This window comes from Pontiella desulfatans (genome assembly GCF_900890425.1).
In the GTDB taxonomy this organism is placed as follows: domain Bacteria; phylum Verrucomicrobiota; class Kiritimatiellia; order Kiritimatiellales; family Pontiellaceae; genus Pontiella; species Pontiella desulfatans.
This window is the reverse complement of sequence record NZ_CAAHFG010000001.1, coordinates 3,344,813-3,370,535: the sequence shown is the minus strand read 5'-3', so window position 1 is coordinate 3,370,535 and position 25,723 is coordinate 3,344,813. Positions and strand designations below refer to the sequence as shown.

Annotated in this window: 12 protein-coding genes; all 12 read left to right on the top strand. The window is 56.7% G+C overall.

All coding sequences use genetic code 11. From position 1 onward, the window contains the following. Positions 1–238 precede the first annotated feature (238 nt). Positions 239–3,277: a hypothetical protein gene (locus tag E9954_RS11880; RefSeq protein WP_136079382.1), complete on the top strand. Its 3,039-nt coding sequence runs from the start codon at positions 239–241 to the stop codon at positions 3,275–3,277. 908 nt (positions 3,278–4,185) lie between these two features. Beyond that, entirely contained in the window at positions 4,186–6,513 is a 2,328-nt protein-coding gene (locus tag E9954_RS11875) for an Ig-like domain-containing protein (protein WP_168442186.1), read from the top strand. A gap of 125 nt (positions 6,514–6,638) precedes the next feature. Then, positions 6,639–9,044 carry a hypothetical protein gene (locus E9954_RS11870; protein ID WP_136079380.1) on the top strand — a complete coding sequence of 802 codons (2,406 nt, stop codon included), beginning with the start codon at positions 6,639–6,641 and terminating at the stop codon, positions 9,042–9,044. A gap of 9 nt (positions 9,045–9,053) precedes the next feature. Then, entirely contained in the window at positions 9,054–11,894 is a 2,841-nt protein-coding gene (locus E9954_RS11865) for a LamG domain-containing protein (RefSeq protein ID WP_136079379.1), read from the top strand. Positions 11,895–11,905: 11 nt separating this feature from the next. Further along, a complete protein-coding gene (locus E9954_RS11860) occupies positions 11,906–13,384 on the top strand; it encodes an alkaline phosphatase D family protein (RefSeq protein ID WP_136079378.1) in 1,479 nt (492 codons plus the stop codon). A 59-nt stretch (positions 13,385–13,443) separates the two neighbouring features. Further along, positions 13,444–14,976 (top strand): sialate O-acetylesterase, encoded by a 1,533-nt coding sequence (locus E9954_RS11855; protein ID WP_136079377.1) that lies wholly within the window; start codon positions 13,444–13,446, stop codon positions 14,974–14,976. Further along, complete coding sequence (locus E9954_RS11850; RefSeq protein ID WP_136079376.1) at positions 14,973–16,451, top strand: alkaline phosphatase D family protein; 1,479 nt, start codon at positions 14,973–14,975, stop codon at positions 16,449–16,451. The genes E9954_RS11855 and E9954_RS11850 overlap by 4 nt, the downstream gene beginning before the upstream one ends. A 46-nt stretch (positions 16,452–16,497) precedes the next feature. Further along, entirely contained in the window at positions 16,498–18,030 is a 1,533-nt protein-coding gene (locus E9954_RS11845; protein ID WP_136079375.1) for an arylsulfatase, read from the top strand. 280 nt (positions 18,031–18,310) lie between these two features. After that, positions 18,311–20,506 carry a sulfatase gene (locus E9954_RS11840; protein ID WP_136079374.1) on the top strand — a complete coding sequence of 732 codons (2,196 nt, stop codon included), beginning with the start codon at positions 18,311–18,313 and terminating at the stop codon, positions 20,504–20,506. A 24-nt stretch (positions 20,507–20,530) separates the two neighbouring features. After that, positions 20,531–22,651, top strand: a complete 2,121-nt coding sequence (locus E9954_RS11835; RefSeq protein WP_136079373.1) for a sulfatase-like hydrolase/transferase — start codon at positions 20,531–20,533, stop codon at positions 22,649–22,651. A gap of 91 nt (positions 22,652–22,742) precedes the next feature. Continuing rightward, positions 22,743–24,203 carry a glycoside hydrolase family 28 protein gene (locus E9954_RS11830; RefSeq protein ID WP_136080226.1) on the top strand — a complete coding sequence of 487 codons (1,461 nt, stop codon included), beginning with the start codon at positions 22,743–22,745 and terminating at the stop codon, positions 24,201–24,203. Positions 24,204–24,359: 156 nt separating this feature from the next. Continuing rightward, entirely contained in the window at positions 24,360–25,709 is a 1,350-nt protein-coding gene (locus E9954_RS11825) for a glycoside hydrolase family 28 protein (RefSeq protein WP_222847158.1), read from the top strand. Positions 25,710–25,723: the final 14 nt, after the last annotated feature.

Below are 25,723 nucleotides of genomic sequence, written 5' to 3'. Positions count from 1 at the left end.
CCGGCTCTACCTAACCGATTATGGGTGTTTCCATGCATCCTCCAAACGTAGGATGGACGCATTTGCCCAATTGACTATATAGTGGATATTGGTTCAACAGATTTATCTATCAGTCGGTAGGTTGGCGGGATCATCGAATGAAGCACGCTGAATCCAGCGGGGAAAGCTGAAATTCGACCCGTAAGTGAATGAAGGAAGTAATGGTAAAATAGGCATAAACGGAGAAGGAGAGTATAAGATGAAGGCTAAATTAATCATGGCAGTACTGCTTTCGGGGCTTTGTCTCGGAGCAAGGGCGGCATTCGTGACTTACACGCCCAATTTCGATGTAAGTTCCGATGCGAATACCAGTGCAACCACGGCCTACGCCGTGGATGGGACGCTCCTAGACACCGGGATCGTGGACGACGGGGTCAGCACCGTAGACGCGGAAACCTTCTATTTCGAGGATTCCACCACCGGCATAAAGTTTTCCTACACCCTGACGATTACGGCTATCGATGGATTTCTTAATCCTCAACCGGTTGCTGCTGGCTTCGGCGTAGGTAATGCGGGTAAAGGTGAAACTGCTGCCGTCACCGGATGGTTGGACACGGACACAAGCGATTCTGAAGAGGAATATTTGACGTTTGCCATAACCGGCCTAAGTGTCGATTTCAGCGGTTACATTGCGGACAGTATTCCGGGTGTCACAACGCCTTCCCTCAACTCGACGGCTGTCGGGATTAGCGGATTTGGGTTATCAAGTTATACCGTCGATAAAACAGATATCACGCTAACCGATGGCACCAACCCCACCTACGTTGGCCAGCCGGGGGCAACTTTCAGTATTGATGGTCTGGGATCCTTGTCCGATGAGACGGGTGAAATGACGATTTCCGTAGGCAATATGGGCGTGGAAACTGGGGATGACCGTATTCGGCTAAGCCATGTGACCACCCGGGTTGAACTCGATGTGATTTCTTCGAGTACGGCTCCGCAGATCGTACTGTCCGACGATTCACTGTCCCTCGAGCTGGTTGCTCCGGATACCAGCATCAACGGAACCCTTGCCGCTTCGTACATTGCCGGTTCCGGCAGCTCGGCCGATATTGAGATTGTTTCTTTGGTTGCTTCCAACGGGTTCAGTGCCTCCGTGGTCAGCAGCACCCTGGGGACGTCCAATCCGGATGAAGATATTACGGTCACCTTTGATAATGCGGTCGCCGGCCTTGCGAACGGAGAAACCACGAATTCTGCATTAGTGGTTACCTGGACCGAAACAGGCTCCGGCACAACCAACACGTCGGAAGCGGCGTTGGATGTCACATACATCAATGAACCGCTTGAATTGCTGATGCCGGAAACGCTCTCGCTCAGCGTGGTGGCACCGGCCACGGTGAAGACCGGATCGGTTGATGTGGCTTTTTCCGGTACGGCGGTGACATCGGTAGATGTTGATATTTCCGTGGAAAGCATTTATCCAAGTGCATTTTCTGTGGTTCCTCCTACGTCGTTTGTCATGACCGAGCCTTCGCCTTCCAACCGCACCGTAGAGATCGTGTTTGACAACAGCTCCGCGGGGCTCGTGAACGGTGAAAGCGCGACCGGTTTGGTACATATGGTCTACAATGAAACCGGCAGCTCTGAATTAGCGACCAATTCGGTAGAGGTAACGGTACTTTACATCGATGACCCGGTTGCGGCCTCGATTTTTTATCAGAAGCAGGTTATTGGGATTGGATTAGATTGGAATGGTGCATATTGGACTAATCTTGCGTACACGGTGCCGCAGATGCCTACTGCAGGAAATACCTATATCAATGCGATGGGAGGGGAGACGCGTGCAAATACGACAACGACGTTCCTGGGCGACTCTCTGGAGCTTCGAGCTGAAGGCAGCTCGTTGGCACTTAAGCTCACTCCTGTTGAGGTCAATCTCATTCTGAATGCGGGTACCGGGATCAGCAATAATGGGGGCGGTGGTGACGTGAATGGTTCCATCAGTTCTGCCACGAATAATGGCTCGGGAGCGATTACATTCAGCTCAGGTGGTGACGGCCGCGATATCAATATTACGGCACCGATGGCCATTGGTTCCAATATCACGAGCATGGTGGTCGATATGGGAAACCATGAGTCCGATTCTGACGAAAACGTCACGATCAACACGACCTCGAATACATTTGCTGGAGTGTGGCAGGTTGCGAGCGGTCATCTTATCGGCAATCTTGAGGGTTCGCTGGGGACGGCGAGCTTTATTGTGGGAGCCAATGGGTTGCTGAATCTGAACTATGATTATGATGGTGCCGGACAATCGTTGGAGATTGCTGCCGGTGGCACCCTGTTGCTTGATCAGGATCTGACGTTCGAACAGGCGAGCATCGGCCCCTATCCGCTGGATGCAGGCACCTATACCGCTTCCGAGTTGCTGGCGGACCCGAACTATTCCAGCGCCATCGATGCCGCTTCAAATCCCGGTTCCACATTGACGGTTTTGAGCGACCCGCTCGAATATAAGATCGCGATCTTTAACTTCGATGCAACCAATGGTGTCTCGTCGGATGTCTTTGCCTACAGCGATGTTTCAGATTGGGATCTGACCAATGCCGGCACCGGGGCTTCCTACACGAATGCGAATGCTGCATTCAATAAAACGGCTAACGTAACCGCCAATAATGTCGCAAACACGATTGACCCGGTTTCGGGCAATTATCACTCCTTCAACGTTGCCGTTGAGGGACTGGCTGCGGGAGCCACACTGAACCTGAATAACCTGGGGCTCGATTATATCTGCCTGTCGCCGCTTGGTTTCCGGTTGGCGATCTATTCGAGTGTAACCGGACAGGGCACGAACACGTTCATGAGCGGCGATACGCCGCTTTATGACTCCGGCACTATCAATAGCGCCGGCACATATGATGTGAATGTTGCCCTGACCAATGTCGCTTTCCAGGCGTTGGAAAATGGGGAGTCCATTGAATTCCGGTTTGTGATTGCCGATAGTTCAAATTCAGGTTCCCGTATTCACGGCATCGATAATATCAACCTGACGGGTTGGGTGGATGCCGGTTTGGGACCGCACGTCGGCGAAGTTGCGTTTGCCATTTCCGGTTCCGGTGCTGTGGTCGGTTGGGATACCTATTCCGGTGTTACCTATGCCGTTCAGTATGATGACAACCTGACCACGCCTCCGGGTTGGACGAATATTGATTCGGTTGTCGGGATTGACGGCATGATGAGTTCCACCAATGAAATGGTCGACCCCGCCGGATTCTATCGCGTGGTCATACCATAAATATGGATATTCGATAGCCTGCATACCCATCCCGGGGAGGCCTTGCCTCCCCGGGCAATGGTATAAGTGGAAAATGCAAAATGAGGAGGTTCGTATATTTCAGCCTGTTAGCTGTGATTTCTTCAGCCACGGTGTGGGCAGCACCGGTTTGGGAAGGCGACTGGTCGAAAATCCGGCGGTATGGCCATGGCCAGGACCGGGATATGTTTTCGGCAGAGCAGTTAGCCTATATCGATGAACATATCGCTTATCTTACCCTTGAAAAGATACATGGATCCGATGTGTTTTCCGGAGGAAACCTGGACCAATCCACAATAGCCACCGCTGATCTGCTGCAGAACACGAAATGTTTGCTCTATCTGCAGGCCTTTTATGCATGGCAAAGATACACGGCCATTTATGACATGGACCGAGCCAGTTATCCTGATCTGTTTGTTCCGGATGGGGGAATGGATCCGTTTGCTTACAATATGGGTACTGCGGCGGGGCGTGCTTTTTGGAAACAGCTTTCTGATGATATTATCAATAACAGTAATGTTGTGGGTACCTACGTTGACGCAATTGGTAAAATTGATACCCATGGTCATTCCGAGTGGATGCCGGAGTTCAAAAAGACCCTGAGCCAACTGGATGGTTTGACGATAATGAATGGACATCCTGGAGGTCTGATCGACTATTGTGACGGGTTTATGCGAGAAGACATTGTAAAAGAAACGCCTAGTGAAATTAGTGCTAATCTTGATACATACATGGTGATCGCGAATGATAAACACATGTTTTTCAATAGTTTTAATGCAGACTATCAATATGCATTGGCTGCTTTCCTTATTGTCGCCCATGAAAAAAGTTTTTTTAGATATTTCCCATTAGCTCCCGATCTTAGCAATAATTCTGCGAGGTGGGCCGATGTGCTCTGGCATTGCGATGAGTATGACAAACCGTTAGGTCCGCCGAAGGGGAACGGGGTCCAAACCGGTGATTTGATCTATGAACGCTCGTTTGAATATGCCGATGTGTGGCTGGACCTTGAAAATGCAAATTCCATCATTACATGGCATAAGGCCCCGGTCGCCCATTGGACCATGGAAGATGGAAGCGGTACGGTGGTCAGCGATGTATCAGGAAACGGATATGACGGCACGTTGTCCGGCGGTGCGTGGGTGAGCGGAATCAATGGCGGCGGCGCTATTGAATTTTCTGGAAGCGCATCTGCTGATTCGGTCAGCATTCCTGTCGATATTTTCGATGCGGTGACCAATGAAATTACGGTTGCGATGTGGGTGAATGGCAATGCTGCCGCACAGCCACGGGATGATTCGGTGTTCGAAGCTCAGGATGCAGGCGGCAGTCCGCTGTTTAACATTCAGTTGCCTTCGGCTGGTTCCCAGGTGGTTTGGGATGCCGGGGACCATATCAGCAAAACCGCCGCCCCTGCGGATTTTGAAGGAGCGTGGAACCACTGGGCTTTTACGAAGAATGCAGCCATCGGCACGATGAATATTTATCTGAACGGGGTGTTGTGGCATTCCGGAGCCGGGAATACCAAACCGATGACCGGTGCAGCTGCGAATGCCTGTTTCGGCAGCGGCGTAGGGGCCGATTATTATGAAGGTGCTCTGGACGATGTCCGTATCTACAACAGTGTACTCTCGGAGTCCGAAATTGCCGCACTTGCCCATAAGCGCCCGGTTGCTGATCCGGATAGGCTGGGTGTGGATGAAGATGCTTCGGTTGTTGTCACCTTGAGCGGCTCGAATGCCGACGGCGGCACCAGCGGCCTAACGTATGCCGTCGGCGTACAGCCGGCCCATGGAACGCTGGGCGGCTCCGCTCCAAACCTGGTCTACACGCCCGATACGGATTTCTTCGGCTCGGACCGCTTTTTCTTCATTGTGGATGACGGCGGGACGAACAGCTATGCGGCAGAGGTTTCGATTGCCGTAAACGCCGTTCAGGATGCTCCGGAAGCTTCCTCTCAGAGCATCTTTGTTCGTGCAGATGATTCGGTTGGCTTTACGCTGAGCGGATCCGATGACGACGGTGAAAGCCTGACCTTCACCGTGGAGACCGATCCTTCCAACGGCACGCTGGGAGGAACGGCTCCGAACTTGACCTATACGCCCGATCCCGGCTATCTGGGGGCGGACAGCTTCACCTTCACGGTTAATGACGGCCACGATGACAGTGCACCGGCCACGGTCTCCATTACGGTGAATCAGGAAGTGACCGATGCCATCGCCGCGTACGATTTTGATGATGGAACTGGCACGGCCACTACTAATGCCTCTCTCATTGATCCGAGTGTGACGGCCAGTGATTACGGCGTGGGTTCCGGCTTGAACGTTGTCATTGACACCAGCGCCAACAGTCTTTCCGAAAACCTGGACGCGGAAGGAAACATTTTCGGGACCGCCAATCCGATTTCGTTCGGGGGAATTCGGGATGATCTCGGATTTACCCGACAAGGCGATCTTTCGAATGCCATTTCTGAAAACGAATATATGACCTTTACCGTGACGCCCGGGGAGGGAATGGAGATGGATCTGTCCCGCATCACGTTCCGGACATGGATCGAGAATGCCACAGAGTCGGTAAACGCCTGGTCGCTCTACTCGTCGGTGGGCGGATATTCGCAGGCGAATGCGATTGCTTCCGGAGCAACGACAAACGTTGGCGAGTGGGTCGGCCACGTGATTGATCTTGGCGCGGAACAGTTCCAGAACGTAACCGATGCCGTGGAGTTTCGTCTCTACATCTATGACGGCAGAAACAACAGCGGTTCGACTACCCTGTTTGACAAGGTGCTTTTGCACGGCACCGTCTGCCTCAGCTATGCAGACTGGGCCGCAAGCTACGGTTTGACCGGCGCTGATGCGGCGCGCGCGGCCGATGTGGAGCACGGCGGACGGGGCGACGGCTATGACAACCTGGTGGAATTTGCGTTGGGTATGGATCCGACCAATTCAGACGCCGGAACCCGGGATTGGGTGGATATTGCGTCCGTGGGCGGAACCAACTGGTTTGAATACGTATACTACCGACGGTCGGACTACCTTGATCGGGGATTGGAATACCTATTGATCGATTCAACCAATCTGGTGGATTCCGCCGAGACCACAAATGTGCAGGATCAGATCCTTGTCGGTGTTGGGGCCGATGGCTATGAGCCGGTAACGAACCGCTACTTGACGGATGATCCTGTAAAGTTCATCAATCTCAAATTCCGGGAGGAGTAGGGGGATGGCACATTTGGGTTTCCGGCGTCCGATCAAGGGTTCCCGTACAGATGGATGATGATGTTAAAAAGGTTGCGGGCATTCTGGCAATGGCGCCGTTCACCGCAGATGAAGGGTTAGCTGTGATGGGTATGATAAGAAGAGTGCTGATCTGTTTTTTTTGCGCGGTTGCGCCCTTGCCGGTTTTTTCCGCATCGGAGCTCACGTTTGATTATTCCGCCAAACCGGCTACGCTGGTGCTGGGCGGTGTGAACCGGTTTGCGTCCAATTCGTCGTCGGGTTTCCATCTCCGCTATTTCGATGGCAAGGACTTAACGGATACACTTCTCAGCGACATCGCCACGACCGGCGATGAAATTACCGTGTCGCACCCCAACGGGCTGCCGCGCTTCACCTTCCGCATCGACTCCTTCGCCAACCACCTGGCCATCCATTTGATCGACGTCCAGGGCATTGGGACGGACCGCAACTGGGGTCTCTCCCTGGAGCTCAGGGCGAATGCCGACGTCGGCCATTTCCCCCTCAATGGGATGGCCGACAGCACGGGCAGGGACTGGCCGTACGGCATCAGTGACCAGATTGACCTGAACTGGCCCTACCTCTGGGCGGCGCGCGGCGACGGAACACGCGGCAGCTTTGTGCTCTATGACGGCATCCTGGCCGGGGAGGAACTGGATGCAACCCTGACCGAAATCTGGTCGACCCAAAATGCGGCCGGGCACATGGTTCGCCCGGCCGGCCAGACCACATGGACCACGAACGATGTACTCGCATGGGTGGCCCAGTATGAGGCGAAGTTCGCCTCGTTAAGTACGGTGAGCGTTGCGCCGGGGAACGAGCAGGAGCTTTACGAGATGACGGACACCTATGTCATTCCCAGCGGCGCCAAGCGGGTCTATATGTTCTCGACCATTTGGCGGGGTGAGTATCATCTCGACTACCTCGGCATGGCGGACGTCAATACCAATGTTTTTCCCAACGGGAAAGCGGATCTGATCGCCTACGGCAGCTATCTGGCGACGAACGGCCCTCCTCCCTTCGGCGCGCACCTCCAGCTCAAGAGCCTCAGCCCGGGGATCGGCCAATGGGATCCGCGATTCGTCTCATCATCGTTTGTCGACCCCCGCATCGCTACCTGGGGCACCGGCCGGCTGGAAGATGCGGTTAACTCTTCCGCCACCACCCTTCGCCTCCGTCCCGATCCGGGTGTGACGGTTCCCTTGCGCGGCAGCAACCCGCATGTAGGGGGGCGCATGGAGTATCAGTATTGCCGGGTCGGGCCGGCAAACAATGCGGAACTCATCAAGGTCGGCAAGTTTACCCGCACCGACGACGAGGTGTGGATGCTGGAGGATTGCAGCCGGGGCTACGGGGCGACCGATCCGAAATCCCACAGCGCCTCCTCGGAGATGGCTGGATACCACCTGGCGAACGATATGTTTATCCCCGCGCTCGATTTGGGGGAAACCAACAGTATTTCCGAAGAGATTTGCGATGAATACGCCGATTTTCTCGACGACGTAAACGTGGGCCATATCCACCACGACGGTGCGGCACAGATGCAACTCACCCCCTGGCACGACCGTGATATCTTCGACTACATATACAGCCGGGTCGACCATCCCACCACGTCCAGCCGGGTCGGGGAATCCACGGCAGCCAACTTCGAACAGCTGTTCAGCGGTGTCCGGGACAACAAGTCGCTGGATTACAACGACGTCCGCATCGGCCTGCGGCTACACGACGAGGGAAACAGCCATATCGAGACGTCGACCAGTATGCTGGATCTGCACTTTGATGCGTTGGACGGGATCATGAACAACAGCCGCCGGCCAAGCTTCGCTGCTGGAAAAAGCGGCGGTGCCTTGACCATGGACATCCTGAACCACTATGGCATGACCGGCGAGGCGTTCCAGCTCTTCAAGGACTGGATCGAGCTGGCACCGGTTTTTGACGATGCGGATGCGAGCTACGTCAGCGGTTTTATGAGCGCGGATGGCAACCACTGGAAGGGCGAGGATGTGCTGGTGCTCGGCACGAATGGCACCGGTGGTTACATTTTCACACCCCACCGCGTCATGGGCCGAACCTCGGGGGAGGACGAATTCATCCATATCGACCAGGAGTGGGGGGCGGTGCCGCGTTTCCAGGACATACCTGCCGGCACGACGATGCAGCTGTACAATCCCTACGCGGCGCAAACGCCGCAGGTGGTGGTTCGCGTCGAGGAAGGCTCCCCTGCTCTTGAGGATCCCCTCATCACCATTAACGGCACTGGAACACTGGATGTTTCGGGCGATATCCAGCCCGGCGAATACATGAAGTACGAGGGCGGCAGCACGGTGAGGGTGTATGACGGGAACTGGAACTTCGGCCGCACCCTGTCAGCGACGGCCACGTCGTTCACGGTCAACAGCGGCAACAACGATGTGACCACCGACAAGGGCAGCGGTTCGAACACACCGGACCTTAGGGTGCAGTACATCACCCTGGGCGACGTTTACGTTCTGGAATCCAACAACAATCTGTAAGGGGATCGAATGAAAACAACCAGTATATTTCTGGCCCTCCTTGCAGGGGTTGCGACGGGCCAGGCAGGAACCATCTACTATCAGGATTTCAGCAATAGCACCCCGGTGTCCGACCAGGCCGGGAACAATCCGATCACGGATGGCGTGCAGGTGGCAACGGTGGTGGACGGTGAAGTCATCTCGGGCGGCAGTCCCGCCGAACAAGCGTCGAACGGCGAATACACCATTACGATCGATGGGGTGGGCAGCCACTATATCTTCAACGAAACCGGTGACCCCGGTTTTAAATACGTCAACTCCAAGTATGCCTTCGAGTCTGGAAGCATTTCGTTTATTGACGGCGGAACCTCCTACACCGGCACGATCAAGCTCTACAGCAAATGCAACACGGGGGGCGAGTTCTTCAGTATCAACTCGGTCGGGCTGGTCCAGGATGACGCGACCGGCGAGGTGTATGTCGAAATTGATTTCAATTATTACGCCGACACGGAAACCAACCAAACGGACAGCCTTTTCCTGACGCTCGACTTCGGGGTCAATGATGCCGCCAACCTGCAAATCGAGGAGCGGATCGGGGGCGAGTTGGGCAGCAACTCAACGGGGGCGGGAGTTTACAGGCACGGCTTGATAGAACTACTGGAGGCCTCCAGCATCGAGGCGGAAGCCATGACGCTGGACGGATTCAGCATCGAGTCGCAGGCCGGCGCATCGGGTGGGCAGGGGATTGTACTGAATGGAAGCGCCGGAACGGCATCGGGGACGTTCGCGCTCTCCGGGGCCGGGGTCTACGACATCCAAACAGCATATTTTGACGAGAACGATGGCGAAGCGGTCTACAAACTCTTTCTTGATGGTGGTTTGATCGATGCCTGGTCCGCCAACCGTGGGCTCGGCAGCGCCGACCCCGCTTCCGGAAACCTCGTCGTGCACCAGACCCGGAAAATCCACATCGCCCCCGGCCAGACCCTCGAAGTGCTGGCTTATGCAGATGGCGGCGAGCCCTGCCGCGTGGACGGTTTTTCCATTAACCAATCCACGAATGCGCCCCCGGCCCATTCAATGGTGTGGAATGCCGACGGGACAATCGCCAGCCTGCTGCTCGGCGGCGTTGAACACCTAAGCGCGGAAACCGGCAAGGCCCAGTTGCGTATTTTTAACGGTACCCAGATCGTAAGCTGGGATATGATGGATGCCACCGGGGAAAACGGCGTTGTCGAAGTCGTCGAAGATGAACGGAGCGTTGCGAAAATGTATTTCCGGGTCGATGAATACGAACACCATCTGCTCTTCCGCCTCATCGGCCTCGGGCAGGTCCCTCTCTATGACGACTCCCTGGGCGTCCGGGTGGCCATGCCCATTTCGGGCACCGTCCATGCCGTGGCGCTCGACGAGAATGCGGAAGCCACTGTTTCAGGCTCTCTTCTTCAGTTTGACTGGACGAAACTGGGCGGGCGCAACCGGTTTCCCGGCGGTGCGTTTGCACTTTACGCGGACGGAACGCCGGCGGAAAACGAGGCGGCGCTTCAAGAGATTGAAGAGCTGTATGGAAGCGCCCCGGCGGCCGAAGACCTTGCGGTGTTCGCAGGCGAAGAGGTTCCGTCCGTCATTACGCTGCCATCCGGCACGGGCTATGCCTACACCCACACCCAGCCCACCAACGGGGTTCTTTCGGGAACGGCGCCTGACCTGGTCTACACCTCCAACCCGGGCGCCGCGAGCGACAGCTTCACCTACTTCATCACGTATAATGGCTTGGTTTCTGAAACGAAGACGGTCGCCATAACGATTGTAGGCCGCGGCCTGGTGGCTTACTGGCCAATGGATGAGGGCAGCGGCGCCGTGGTGGGCGACGCATCGGGGCACGGGTTTGACGGCGCATTGTCGGGAGGCGCCTGGGTGGACGGCCGCGCCGCCGGTGCGCTGGAGTTTAATGGAAGCACATCTTCCGATGCAGTGGTCCTGCCTGCCAATGTATTCGGCACGGTGGGTAGCGGCATCACCATCGCGATGTGGGTCAAGGGCGATTCCGCTGCGCAACCGCGCAAGGATTCCGTCTTCTACGCCGAGGATTCGGGCGGCAACCGGCTGTTGAACATTCATCTGCCTTGGTCCGATTCAAAGGTATATTGGGATGCGGGCGACAGCGGCGGCTATGACCGCGTCTCCAAGACCGCCTCTGCCGCGGACTACGAGGGCCAATGGAATCACTGGGCCTTTACCAAGGACGCGAATGCCGGCAGGATGAGCATCTATTTGAATGGGTCGTTGTGGCTCTCCGACACCGGGACGGTCACGCGGATGGGCGGCGTCATGGCCGAGGCCCGTTTGGGCAGCGGGGTTGGGGGCAATTATTACGAGGGCGCACTGGATGATGTCCGTGTCTACAACTACGCGCTCACCGAAGCCGAGATATCGGCGCTCTACTTCACGTACGACGGCTTTGCCGCCTGGGCTGCCGGCTACGGCTTGGCCGGCGGCGACGCATCGACCGGCGCCGATGCCGAGAACGGCGGTGCCGGCGACGGCTACGACAACCTGGCCGAATATGCGCTGGGCATGGACCCGACCAACTCCGATGCCGGCTCCATGGATTGGATCAATGTGGCATCCGAGGATGGAACGAACTGGTTCGAGTATGTCCACAGCCGCCGGGCGGATTATACCAACCAAGGACTGTCTTACCTGCTGATTGATTCAACGAATCTGGTGGATTCGGTGGCTTCGACCAATACGCAGGATCAAATCCTCGTCGGCCCGTCCGTCGGCGGCTATGAGCCGGTAACGAACCGCTATATCGCCGATGATCCTGTTAAGTTCATCCAGCTCAAGGTGAGGGCTGGCGATAAATAAAAGGAAAACATATGCATGGCTATTCCCACTTTAAGAGAAGGCAATTTATCATATTGGGCGCCACAACCGTTGGCGGTGCGCTGGTCGCCTATGGCGCGAAACCTGAAGATCCACGGTATGTCTCGCTGGGGGATGCCCACAAGGGGACGCTGGAGATCGACCTGCGGATCATGAATCAGTTCGGAGACCGGCCGCGGGAGGTGCAGGATTTCTATACGGCCTGCCGCAAAGCCATGACGAGGGAGCAACCCGAACATGCCGTGGCGGCAAGCTGCCGGATGTTCAGCCGATGGAAGCTCGGCGGGCCGATGCTGGGCGATCTTACCTCAACGGGCGTTTCGGTTTGGATGCACCTGCCGGAGCCGGACATGGTCGAAGTGGCCATGGCCCCGGAAGGGGGCGGTGCGTCCAAAACCTTTAAAGCGAATGAAGCTGGCCGGATTCTGTCGGTGCGTTGCGAGGGGCTTTCGCCGGACACGGCCTACTCCTACCAAGTCGCCGATTCGGAGAACCGGATTCTGGGGAAGGGGCGTTTCGCTACGGCTCCGGCTAAACTGTCCACAAACGAGTTTCGGATCGCATTCGGGACTTGCTTCCATAAGGTCGGGCTCTATCGCCCCGAGCTGATGCAGCTGGTTCGGGAGCGGGGAAGCCGCGCAATGCTGGTGCTAGGCGATGCCGCCGTGGACGGCCGCAAGTGCGATTCCGGTTTGATAAATTCCGACTACCTGCTGCGCAACCTTTCCCCGCCGTGGCAGGAACTGACGGCGAACGTCCCGGTTTTCGCCTCGTGGGACGACCACGACTATTGGGGCAACGACACCTTCGGGGCACGCTCAAAGAGCGGCCAGGAAATCGATGTGGACGGCCTGCGCCAAAGTTGGAAAAGCCAGTGGAACAACCCGGAACGCGGCAAGGAACGCCAGGGCATCTATTTCCAGACCCATATCGGCCCCGTGCATTTCATTGCCCTGGATACGCGTTCGTGCCGGGAGAATGACGAGCGCGGCAAGCTGAACTCCTTCCTTGGCGCGGAGCAGATGGCGTGGCTGAAGCGCCAGATCCGGGAGTCGACCTCTCCATACATCCTCATCAGCAGCGGCACAATGTGGAGCGACTATATCTCCGGGGGTAAGGATAGCTGGGGAACCTGGGATACCGAAGGGCGGGAAGAAATCTTCCAGTTGATCGACGCGAAAAAGGGTTCGCAGGTGATCCTGCTCTCCGGCGACCGCCACGGCGCGCGCGGCTTTGCCATTCCGCGGCAGGGCGGTAAGGCGATTTATGAGTTTGAGGTCGCAACGCTGGGTGGCGTTCCGGGGCCGGGCGCATTCGGAAAGGACCAGTCGGCTCAGTTATTTGGCCTACCTAGTCGCTCGTGGGCCTTCGGTGAATTCACCTTCACCATGAATGGTAGCCAGCCCCAGGCCGTTTTCCGGTTGATCAATGAACATGGGGAGATGGTGGAAACCATTCCGTTGGAACCGTAAGTTTTCAAGGTGTAAGGTTGTCATGCAGGCAATCTGAATGATGTGGAGTATTAAACAGAATGAAACATCTAGTTATCGCAACCTTGGTCGCTGTGCTTTCCGCGCCGTCCGTCCATGCTGTAGAGAATGGGAAACATCTCTTTATTTTGTCGGGGCAGTCGAATATGGCTGGACTTAATCCGGACATTTCTTTCACGCCGACGGTGGAGGCGGAATTCGGCAAGGAAAACGTGACGGTTGTGAAGGATGCACTGGGCGGTCAGCCGATCCGGCGCTGGTATAAAAAGTGGAAGCCGGCGGAGGGCTATGATCCCGAACAAACGGGCTATCCGCTCTACAAAGGCGGGCGGGGGCCTGGAGACCTGTATGACCGTTTGATGGAAAAGGTGAACGAGGCAACCGCAGGCAACGAATATGCCACGGTCTCCTTGGTCTGGATGCAGGGCGAAAAGGATGCCAAGGAGAGTCATGGGGAAGTCTATGCGGCGAGCATGAAAGGGCTGATAAAACAGCTTTCCGACGATTTGGGGCGTGGGGATATCAATTTTGTTCTCGGCCGCCTGAGCGATTTCGATATGGCCAACGAGAAATACCCGCACTGGACGGTGGTGCGTGAAGCGCTGGTGGAAGTGGCCGAAGCCGATCCCCGCGGCGCCTGGATCAATACCGACGACCTCAATGACGGTCTCAACAAAAAGGGCAGGAATATTAAGAATGACCTTCACATGTCGGTGGAGGGCTACAAGACCATGGGAAAACGCTTTGCCGATAAGGCGATTGAGTTGATTGAAGCGGGGGGCGCATCGGTTGAAGCGCATCCCGTGGTTCGGCTCTGGACGATCGAACAGATCGGAGGCGAACAAAACCGGCTGAAGGAAGAACCGGAGATTAGGGGCGAGGGTAAAACCACTTATCGGAACATCAAGGATCCGAACTTGACGGTCTCTCAGGTTGAAAGCAGCAAGCCGACTCCGGCGGTGGTTTACTGTCCCGGGGGGGCGTACAAGCAGGTGTCTGTCTTGCAGGATTATATCGATTGGTTGAATGGAATGGGGATCACGGTATTCACGCTGAAATACACAGTTCCCAACGACCGTGACGCCGCATTCCGGGATGTGCAACGCGCCATGCGGCTTGTGCGCTATCAGGCGGAAAAATGGAATGTCGATCCGGATCAATTGGGGGTGGTCGGAAGTTCGGCGGGTGGGCATCTGGTGCTGCGGTTGAGCCAGAACTACACGTCTGCGGCATACCCGGCTTTTGATGATGCGGACAAACTGGACTGCCAGCCTGCGTTTGTGGTTACGGCGTCTGCGGCATACCTATTCAAAAGCAAATCGGATCCGACCCTCGTGGACGAGTTTCCGATGAAAGGAAAAATCGCCCCGACGTTCATGGTTTGTGCCATGGACGATAAGAGCCACGGTGCCGGCAGTGTGGTGTATGAAAAAGCGCTGCGGGCGGCAGGGGGAACCACGAAGATCATTATTTCCGAAACAGGCGGGCACGGCCTGAAGGAAGTGGAATGGCATCCCGAATGCCGGGCATGGCTGAAGGGGCTTGGGGTCGGTATTACCGGAGATAAGCAATGAAGCGTAGAAATTATTTAACCACCACGGCTGTGCTTGCCGGAGGAAGCGCATTGTTTCCTTCGATGACATGGGCGAAAGAAGAGCTGCTCAAGGATGGGGATCTGGAAACGAGCCTAAAGCTGCTGAACCTATGGGGCGAACAGCCCTCTGTGAAACAGGAACTGCTGAAAAACGCCTATACCTATTTGAATGCGTCCGAAGGGCGTACACTCGCTGGACTGGCCGAACAGCCGGAGTTCCAAGCCCTCTGCAAGCAGGCCGGATTGACGCATCTGGGCGGGCCGTTGCTGGGCTCGGTTACCGAAGAGGGTGCGTCTGTTTGGATCCGTACGCTGAAACCGGCCAAGGTGGAAGTGCAGGTGGGGAATACATCGTACGGGCCGGTTTTCAGTACGGTAGAATCGGATCTGACGGCGGTTGTTCCGGTCTCGGGCCTGAAACCCGGCACACAGAATCCGTATCAGGTTCTGGTGGACGGAAGCCCGATCTCCATTCCGGAGGATGCCGCGCTGGTGGCGGCGCCTGCGGCCACATCTTCGGGAAAGGTCCGCATTGCATTCGGCAGCTGTTTTCATCGATGGGGCCTGGGCAATCAAAAACAATCGGAGCTGATACTCAGTCGCAATCCTTCCGCCCTGCTCCTGCTGGGGGACATTGCCGTGCAGGACAGAAAAAACCATTTGGGACTGCACCGCGCGGATTACTTTTTACGGGATCTGCATCCGGCCTGGCAGAATCTGGTTGCGACGGTTCCCGTCTTCGCGACATGGGATGATCACGACTATTTCAGGAATGACTGGGCGGGCATCCCCAAAGGGCATACAGAGCAGGACAAGCAAGGGGTATGCGATGTGTTCCGTCAGTCTTGGAATAATCCGTCCTATGGATTCAATGACGACCGCCGCGGAGTCTTTCTGCGCACACGGATCGGCCCCTGTGACGTTATTATGGTGGACAACCGCTACTTCCGCGAAAACAAGGACGGTTCCTTTCTGGGCGATGAACAGATGAAGTGGTTCGAAGAGCAGCTGCTCGACTGCAAGGGCCCGTTTATCATTCTCTCCTGCGGGTCGATGTGGAGCGACTATGTCTCGAACGGAAAAGATTCATGGGGCGTCTGCGACCCCGAGGGTCGCGAGCGCATTTTCAGCCTGATCGAAAAGAACAAAATCGGCGGCGTGCTGCTGATTTCCGGCGACCGTCACGGCGCACGCGGATTCCGCATTCCACGGTCGTCCGGCTTCTCCTTCTACGAATTTGAGGCCGCCAGCCTGGGCGGCCGGTCGGGCCCCGCTGCAACAAGCGACAAGTGGAATACCCAGTTTTACGGGATTTCCGGCAAGTATGCCTTCGGCGAATTTTCCATCGAAGCCGACCTTCCCGATCCCGAGGTGACCTTCAGGCTGATGGGCGACGACGGCACCGAGATTCACAAGCTGACGTTAACGCGCAGCCAGTTGACGCCGAAAGGCTAGGGATTGAAACTTAGGAACTGGGTTCAAACCCAGGGGAAGGACGGTTATGCGCTTTCAAAAACGTTGTCTATGTATTGCGGGGTTGCTGGTGGTTGTGACTTTAAACCTGGGGGCGGCAGGGCAAACGAAGCCGAACATCCTGCTCATCATGGTGGACGATATGGGCTATTCGGATCTCGGATGCTACGGCGGGGAAATCAAAACACCCAACATCGATTCGCTGGCGGAGAAGGGTGTGCGCTTCCGCCGCTTTTTTAACAACGCAAAATGCGGCGCGAGCCGGGTCAGCCTGCTGATGGGACGTTCCAACTACGAAGCCTCCCAGGGAAACTACAACAACCCGACGCTGGGGCACATCCTGCAACAGGCCGGGTACCACACCTACGCCTCCGGGAAAAACCACTCCACGGTCAACCTCATCGATAAGGGGTTTGACCATTATTACGGGCTCCGGGATGGAATGTGCAACCACTTCAATCCCGGCCTGCAGCGGGAGGGTGAAGCCGTTCCCGGCAGAAAAGGCCGGACGCGCTACTGGTGCGATGAGGGGCTGACCTTCGATACCCAGGATCCCAAGTATCAGCACTATTTCCCCAAAGGGTTTTATTCCACCGATGCATTCACCGACAAGGGGCTCGAATATTTGGACGAGTGGGAAAAGGAAAAAAGCGGTCACCCCTTCTTCCTCTACCTGGCCTACACCGCCCCGCACTATCCGTTGCAGGCCTGGCCGAAGGATATTGCCAAATACAAAGGGGTCTACGATGCCGGCTACCAGGCCGTCCGCCAGGCACGCTATCAAAGACAAGTCGATATGGGGCTGGTGGACCCGAAGCAATGCCCCCTCTCTCCGCCAACGTATGCGGATTGGTCTGAAATGAGTGCTGAGGAGCAGGCGGAACAGGCAAAACTCATGGAGGTTCATGCCGCGATGATCGACTGTGTCGACCAGAGGGTCGGCGACGTCCTGCAGAAGCTCAAAACGATGGGCGCCTATGAAAACACACTGATCCTCTTCTGTTCCGATAACGGGGCTGAAAAAGTCAGCTCAAGAAAGATTCCTGAAAACGCAGGCGAGGTCGATACGTTCTTAATGGTCGGCCGGAATTGGAGCAATGTCGCCAACACCCCGCACCGCATGGATAAACTCAGCGCCTACAATGGAGGCTCACGAACCCCGATGATCCTCCACTGGCCGAACGGCATCAGGAACCCGGGGCGGTTTGCGGATAAATTTGCGCATCTCTACAACATCATGCCGACCTTCCTGGAGCTTTCCGGTGCGGAATACCCGGAAAGCTTCAACGGTGTATCCGGCCGGAAAATCCTCGGCGACAGCTTTGCCGACGTCATCTACGACAAACCCATCAAACACCAGGATACGATCTACATGAACCGGGGCGGGCAGGCGTTCATCATCGATGGCGGCTGGAAGCTGGTGACGGAGGACGGTAAAACGTGGAGTCTGTATAACCTGAATGAAGAGGAGACGGAAATCACCGACCTGTCCAAACAGCAGCCGGAGCGCTTCAATACGCTACTCGCTAAATACAAAGGATGGATAGACTCCGTCAAATAGCAAGAGGAGTGAAACCCAAAGCCAGGGACGCCCCAGGGGAGCTGTGTAAATGCGCGGGTGTAAAAGTCCTGGGCGCAGTATCCTGGGAAGCTAAGAGGATTGGCAAGGGTGGGGCGGATTGGAAGGCACCGGCGAAAAAGGGATGCTCATTGTGCCGTTCGGTTTTCGTTTCATCCGCTTCGCCTTAGGTGTTGGCCTCCTCCAAATAGGGGAGTGGCAGACCGCTGGTTTTGGGCCATTATTTAGCTTTGTTTAATGATGCAAGGAATAGGGTTTGGATATGAAAAAACGTGGTTTGATTGCTGTTGCCGTTCTTTTAGCATCGTTGCTTCATGCCGCACCGAAGCCAAACATTGTGCACATCCTGACGGACGATTTCGGCTGGCAGGATCCGGTCTGCTTCGATGTCGATGGCGACACGCCCTATGAAACGCCGAACCTGGATCGGCTGGCGAAAAACGGGCGCAAGTTCATGCAGGCCTATTCGCCGTCGCCGACCTGCGCGCCATCGCGGGCGGCCTATATATCGGGGCAGTACCCCGCGCATACGGGCATCTACCACGTGTTGGGCGGCAAGCTGCCGCGCGCCTATTCGCCCAACTTCACCCATATCAATCCGTTCTACCGCTACCGGCTTCCTTTGACGGAAATGACGATTCCGAAAGAGCTGAAGAAGGCGGGCTACACGACGGGGCACGTCGGCAAGTGGCATCTGGGCGGGCGCAGCAACGGCTATCCGTTCCCGGGAAACTATGGCTTCGACCTGGGCTATGTGGACGACCTCGGCAAGGGCGGAACCTACTATCCCGACCCCGACATCTGGGGGCCGCGCAAGCAGCTGCGCGACCAGCACAATGGGCTGGCTTCTTCCATGAAGCCCGACCGCCTGCACGGGTGGGCGACCAACGAGCCGGACGATCCCTTTCAGATGGATGAAGACGGCCGACCGTTCGACAAGACGTTGGACGTTGCCTTGAAATGGCTGGAAAAGCACCATGCCGAACCGTTCTTCCTGAACTACTGCACCTATTATGTGCACGGCCCGATTCAGACGCGCAACCGCGCGCGGTTTGAACATTACCTCAAGAAGATGGGCTACGAGGATTTTCCGACCGATCCAGGAACGATCAACAAAGAACGCGGCGGCAAGAGCGATCCGTATTATGCCACCATGGTCGATACGCTCGACTGGATGATCGGCAAGGTGATCACCTATCTAGAGGAGACCGACGACCCACGCAACCCGGGGCATAAGCTGGTCGACAACACCTACATCATCGTCAGTTCGGACAATGGGGGCTTGGTCAATCGATCCGGCGGAACCATCACGGACAACTCGCCGCTGCGCGAAGGCAAACAGGATATCCATGAGGGCGGCGTCCGCATTCCCTTCATCGTTCGCGGGCCGAATGTTCCGAAGGATTCCGTCTGTGAAACGCCGGTCTCGCTGATCGATCTCTATCCGACCTTCGTCGATTTGGCGGGGACTTCGACCGACAACCCGAAACTGTATGGTTGCAACATCCGGCCGCTGCTGGAGGGGAGGGAAACGGTGGCCCGTTTTGCCGATGGTACGCCGCGTGAAAGCATCTATTTTTATTATCCCATCGAACTATCCTCGGGGTGCGCCATGCGCAAGGGGCCGTGGAAAATCTACCGCAACCTCGGGCCGGGCAACAACAAGAGCCCGATGGTGGAGCTGTTCCGGCTTTACAACGACGACGGCACGATGGCGGATGTCGGCGAAAAGGAAAACCTGGCGGAAAAAATGCCCGAGCTGGCCAACCGTCTGCTGGCCGAGCTGGACGGTTTCCTGGGCGATGCAAACGTGTCGTACCCGTATAAGAATCCAACAATCGACACCCATCCGGGGCAGGATCGGATTCCGGCGGTGCTGGCGCGCGGCGACGACGGCGACCGAATCTGGGTCGAGGTGGAAACGGGCAGGGACAAATCGAAGATTGTCGCGGCCAAGCTGCTCTACACGGTGAACGGCAGCCTGCTGGAGGTTTCCAAAGGCCGCCGCGAAATGTGGTTCGAGGAGCCGGCAACGATCCAGGGCGGGCGCATCAGCGGCACGGTTCCGCCGGGAACCTCGCATGCCGTCTTCTGCATGACCGACAGCGAAGGCTTCCTGGTGATGTCGGAGGAACTGCCGTCGTACAAGGAGGCGTCGTCGAGCAGCGCGGACTCTTCCTATTTGAAGCATGCGTATCCGTTCCGTCCGGGGCTCCATGCCCTGATCCAGCTCGGGCAGGAAGCCGAGGCCGGGCTGAAGGGCAAGGGCGGAACCGATGCCGCATTGCTGAAGGAACTAAAGAATGCCAAGGCGGTCTATGCAAAAGGAAAGGTCTCCGACAAGGAATACTGCGACGCGCTGCGCGCGCTGCGGAATTCGATCCGCGACCTCAAGGGTGTTGTTCCGCAGGCGGACAACCCCTATCTTAACCTGTTCCGCCAAGGCGGAGCGTTTTAATATGGAAACAATAAGGAAGAGCAAATGAAAAGATTGTGTTTATTGGTGTTGTTGCTGGGGGGTGCGGTTTGCCCGTTGCAGGCCGCGCGGCCGAAGCCGAACGTGGTGCTGATCGTGACGGACGATCTGGGCTGGCAGGATGTGAAGTGCTACGACATCGACGAGCCGTCGCCGATGGAGACGCCGCACCTTGACGCCTTTGCAAAAAAGGGCGTGATGTTTTGGCAGGCCTATTCGCCTGCCCCCACCTGTTCGCCGAGCCGCTGCGCGATCATGAGCGGCAACCATCCGGCGCGCGCGCAGAAGACGCATGTGGTCGGCGGCCATCCGCCCTATGCGCGGAGCCCCGGTACGCGGATGATGGATCCGTGGTACAGCGGCCGCATGCCGGAGGACACCTTCACGCTGGCACGGGCGATGAAGACGAACGGCTATGTGACCGGTCATGCGGGCAAGTGGCACATTGCCATCAACCACCACGCCTTCCCGCAGCCGGAGGATGTCGGGTTCGACTACACCCGCTCCGACCGCGGCGCGCATTCCAACATGAAGGATCGCACCAAGGGTTTCGCGACCGATGCCGGGGACGATCCGTACCGGCTGGATGAAAACGGGTTCCCGCGCCACCAGAACAGCGAGGATGCCATGCAGTTCGTCCAAGAAAACAAGGACAAGCCGTTTTTCCTCTACTATTGCACGTGGCTGGTGCACAGCCCCATCATGACACGCAACGAAGCGTTGTTGGCCAAGTATGAAAAAAAGTTGGGGGTGGACCGGAAGGATAAATTCCCGAGGGAGGTTCCGGGCCAGGTGAATCCGTACTATTGCGCGATGGTGGAGTCGCTCGACTATTATGTTGGCCGGTTTTTCGATTATCTTGAAACCACCGACGACCCGCGCTGGCCGGGGCACAGGCTCAGCGAAAACACCTATGTGATTTTCACATCGGACAACGGCGGCATGGAGGGCGGCAAGGAGCGCTATACCGACAACGCCCCGCTGGATCGCGGCAAGATTTCCGCCAAGGAGGGGGGCACCCGCGTGCCGTTGCTCATCGCGGGGCCCGGCATCGCCAAGGGGGTGCAGAGCGATGTGATGGTGAACGGGCTCGATTTCTATCCAACCATTCTTTCGCTGACCGGGACGGAAAAGCCAAAGGACAAGAACCTGGACGGCTGCGATATTTCGGCGCTGCTGCTGAAGGATCCCACCAACCCTGCTTTGGTGAGGGATGCCGACGGTCAGGAGCGGGATGCGATGATGTGGCACTTCCCGCACGGCGTGGCGCTCGAAAGCACGATCCGCATGGGCGACTTCAAGCTCATCCGCAACTATGACCATGTCGGCGATCCGGCCACCCCGGAACTGGAGCTGTTCCGGCTTTATGAAAACGGCAAGCGCACCGATATTGAAGAGGCGGAAAACCTGGCGGGAAGGATGCCGGAAAAAACAGCCGCGATGAACCAGCGGCTGTCGGAATGGCTTGAGGGCATGGATGCGAGTTATCCCTGCTACAACCCGAAAAACCCGGACCTTCCGGGGCAAGGAAACGTCTGCACCGTCGTGGCCCATCAAACGAAGGGCAGCACGGTGGAGTTCACCTTCAAGGAAAACGGTGCGAAGGTGGTGCGGGCGGATCTGATTTATACGCTCAACGGCGGGGATAAATACGAGGAATGGTTCCGTGTGCCCGCCAAGTTGAACGGATCGAAGGCGACTGCGGGACTGCCGGAGGGCACCACGCACTATCTGATTAACCTGGTGGATGAAAACCAATTTCTCGTCAGCTATCCGGAAATCAAAAGGGGCGGTTTTATAAAACAGGCGTTGGCCGCTGGAACCGCGGTGGCCGTGGAAGCGCCGAAGGCGTTGCCGGAAGCGGTGGCCGCAAAGGATGCGAACGGCGATGGCCGGATTACGGAAGAGGAATATGTCGGCCATTTTGCGCCGGGCTTCGAGCGCAAGGATAAAAACAAGGATGGCGTGCTAAGCCGTGAGGAGCAGCCCCACAAATCCTTCGACGCCGCGGACCAGGACAAGAACAACCAGCTGACCCGCGAGGAATTCATGACAACGTTCCATCGGCAGTTCAAGGGCCAGGATCGGAATGGGGATGGAGTGATAACGGCGGATGATGCCAAATGATGAAGGGGAGCACGGCATGCGCACCGGCAAGGTGGTTCGGTCAAAAAAAAAACCATGAAAACGCAGATAACCATGAAGCGGAGTGAATAAGATGCCCGTTGCAAAAATAACCATGCGGTTCCCTCTTTTTTTGGGTCTGTTCGGTGCGGCGCTGGCTTGTTCCGCCGAGTTCAATGTGAAGGAATTCGGGGCGGTCGGCGATGGCCTCGCGATGGACACCGTTGCGTTGCAGAAAACGATCGATGCCTGCAACGCGGCGGGCGGGGGCATGGTGCGCGTGCCGCCGGGGCAATACCACATCGGTACGATTCATCTGAAAAGCGACGTGACCCTGTCGCTCGACCATGGCGCGGCTTTGCTTGGAAGCCAAAACCTGGCCGACTATCCGATCGATGGCCTCGACGATCCCCGGGAGGGCGGCCCCCGTTGCCTGCTCTATGCGGCCGATGCGGTGAACATCCGGATCGAGGGGCTTGGGGTGATCGACGGACGGGGAACGGCCGAGGCGTTCCCGCGCACCAGGAGCGGTTCGAAGGAACGCCTCCCGCGCCCGCGCCTGTTGCGGATGGTCAACTGCAGGAACCTCGCCTTTTCGGGCGTTGCCTATAAACGTCCGGCCTTCTGGGGAATCCACCTGATCGACTGCAAGGACATCGTTTTCAACGGCGTTACCGTGCGGATGCGCAACAACAACTACAACAACGACGGCCTCGATCTGGACGGCTGCGAAAACGTGCTGATTGAAAACTGCGACATCGAGTCCGGCGACGACGCGATCTGCCTGAAAAGCTCGAAGAATCCCTGCCGCAACATTGTCGTGCGCGGATGCCGGGTGGCGAGCAACACCGCCGCGCTCAAGTTCGGCACCTCGTCGCGCGGTGGTTTTATCGATGTCGATGTGAGCAATTGCTATTTCCATGATTGTCCGATGGGGGCCATCAAGCTGCAGTGCGTGGACGGCGGGCGGCTGGAGAACATCGATATTTCCCGGATCGTAATGGAAGAGGTGGGATGCCCGGTCTTCATTCGGTTGGGGAACCGGGGCCGGAAATATGAAAACAAGACCGACCGCCACGTGGCGGGGCAGGATGCGGGGTCGCAGCCGGAGGGCATGCCCGTCGGCACCCTGAAAAACGTGCGCATCAGCGACCTGTCCGCAACGGTGACCATCGAGGAACGCGAAAAGGCGCTTCGGGCAACCTACAAGGGGCTGACGCTGGACAAGACCCTGGGCGTGACGGATGCCGAAAAGTCGAAGGCGGGGCCGATCATGATTTCGGGTATTCCGGGACACCGTGTCGAAAACGTCGTGTTGGAAAATATCGAGATTTCCTTCCCCGGCCACGGAACCGAAGCCGACGTGAAGCGCGAGGTTGCGGAAGACGTCGCCCGTTACCCTGAACAGTATTTCTTTGGCGTGCTCCCTGCGTGGGGCGCCTACGTCCGCCACGCCAAAAACATCGAGTTCAAGAACGTCAGCCTGTCAACGCGCTTGGCAGATCAACGTGAAAAGATCGTGCTGGTGGATGTTGAAGGCTTTGCTGAACGGTAATGGATAGGAAGGATATCCCATAAACGAAGGATATACGGTTTTCGATGGTCGGGTAGAATGGGACCTTGAATGAATCAATACCGATGCGCGATAAGGGCGTTCCCCTCGTTGGGAAGGAGTGAAAAAAAAGATATGGGTAATCAAAAGATTTGGGTTATGTTGACTGTAATGTTTGGCGTGGGCTTGGGTTCCTGCCAGGCCGCAACGCTGTTCAATGTTAGAACCTACGGTGCCATCGGCGATGGCGTTGCAATGGACACGAAGGCCATGCAGGCCGCGATCGATGCGTGCCACGCAAGCGAAGGCGGCGTGGTGTATGTACCGGCGGGGAGCTACCATATCGGTACGATTAAGCTGAAAAGCAATGTGGAACTGCGCTTGGATGAGGGGGCAGAATTGCTGGGCAGTCTCTCGATCAACGATTATGCCCGCGATATCCAAGGCGCGATCGAGGGGCCCGCCTTTGACGAGTGCCTGGTGTACGCGGAAAATTCGAAAAACATACGCATTACCGGCGGGGGCATCATCAATGGCCGTGGGCACACGGAAAATTTCCCCATCGGCCCTCGGGAAGCCTACCACGACCGCCCGATGCTGATCCGGTTCGTCGACTGCGTCGGGGTGGTTTTTGAAAATGTCACCTTCAAGGATGCCGCCTCCTGGTGCACCCATTTGGTCAACTGCGATGAAGTCGTGGCCCGCAAGGTGACCATCGATAGCCACGTGAACCGCAACAATGACGGCTTCGACCTGGACGGCTGCAAAAATGTTTTGCTGGAAGAGTGCACAATCCGCACGGGCGACGATGCGATCTGTCCGAAGAGCACAACCACCCGGCTCTGCGAAAACATTGTGGTGAAAAACTGCCGGGCGGAAAGCAATACCTCGGCCTTTAAATGCGGCACGTCGTCGCGTGGTGGGTTTAAGAACATCACCGTTTCCAACTGCGATTTTTCAGGCACCCGGATGGGCGCCATCAAGTTGTTGTCGGTGGATGGCGGCATCCTGGAAGACATCACGATCGACAACATTGTGATGAACGATGTCGAGGGGCCGATCTTTATTCGCCTGGCCAATCGTGGCCGCAAGTATGACAAACCCACGGAGCAAATTCAGAAGCAGGATGTAGAGCCGGAGGGCGTGCCGGTGGGTAACTGTAAAAACATTCGCATCAGCAACATCAAGGCCACCGTGACCAGCGATATCCAAAAGCGCTGCGGCATCATGATTTCGGGCATACCCGGGCATTGCATTGAAAATGTGATGCTGGAGAATATCGAAATCAGCTATCCGGGCGGAGGAACCGCGGAAGATGCGGAACGTGAAATTGCCGAGGACATTGCCCGCTATCCGGAACAGTTTTTCTTCGGGGTGCTGCCTTCGTGGGGGGCGTATGTGCGCCATGCAAAGAACGTTGAATTCCGGAATCTGAACATGGGCACGCGTGCTCCGGATGCCCGGGAAATGATCGTTGCGGACGATGTTGAAGGGTTTGTTGTAAAATAGGGAATGGATAAATC

Coding starts and splice junctions, on each gene's coding strand:
- E9954_RS11830 (WP_136080226.1), top strand. CDS start 22,743: ATGCCCGTTGCAAAAATAACCATGCGGTTCCCTCTTTTTTTGGGTCTG.
- E9954_RS11835 (WP_136079373.1), top strand. CDS start 20,531: ATGAAAAGATTGTGTTTATTGGTGTTGTTGCTGGGGGGTGCGGTTTGC.
- E9954_RS11840 (WP_136079374.1), top strand. CDS start 18,311: ATGAAAAAACGTGGTTTGATTGCTGTTGCCGTTCTTTTAGCATCGTTG.
- E9954_RS11880 (WP_136079382.1), top strand. CDS start 239: ATGAAGGCTAAATTAATCATGGCAGTACTGCTTTCGGGGCTTTGTCTC.
- E9954_RS11870 (WP_136079380.1), top strand. CDS start 6,639: ATGGGTATGATAAGAAGAGTGCTGATCTGTTTTTTTTGCGCGGTTGCG.
- E9954_RS11865 (WP_136079379.1), top strand. CDS start 9,054: ATGAAAACAACCAGTATATTTCTGGCCCTCCTTGCAGGGGTTGCGACG.
- E9954_RS11845 (WP_136079375.1), top strand. CDS start 16,498: ATGCGCTTTCAAAAACGTTGTCTATGTATTGCGGGGTTGCTGGTGGTT.
- E9954_RS11860 (WP_136079378.1), top strand. CDS start 11,906: ATGCATGGCTATTCCCACTTTAAGAGAAGGCAATTTATCATATTGGGC.
- E9954_RS11825 (WP_222847158.1), top strand. CDS start 24,360: ATGTTGACTGTAATGTTTGGCGTGGGCTTGGGTTCCTGCCAGGCCGCA.
- E9954_RS11855 (WP_136079377.1), top strand. CDS start 13,444: ATGAAACATCTAGTTATCGCAACCTTGGTCGCTGTGCTTTCCGCGCCG.
- E9954_RS11850 (WP_136079376.1), top strand. CDS start 14,973: ATGAAGCGTAGAAATTATTTAACCACCACGGCTGTGCTTGCCGGAGGA.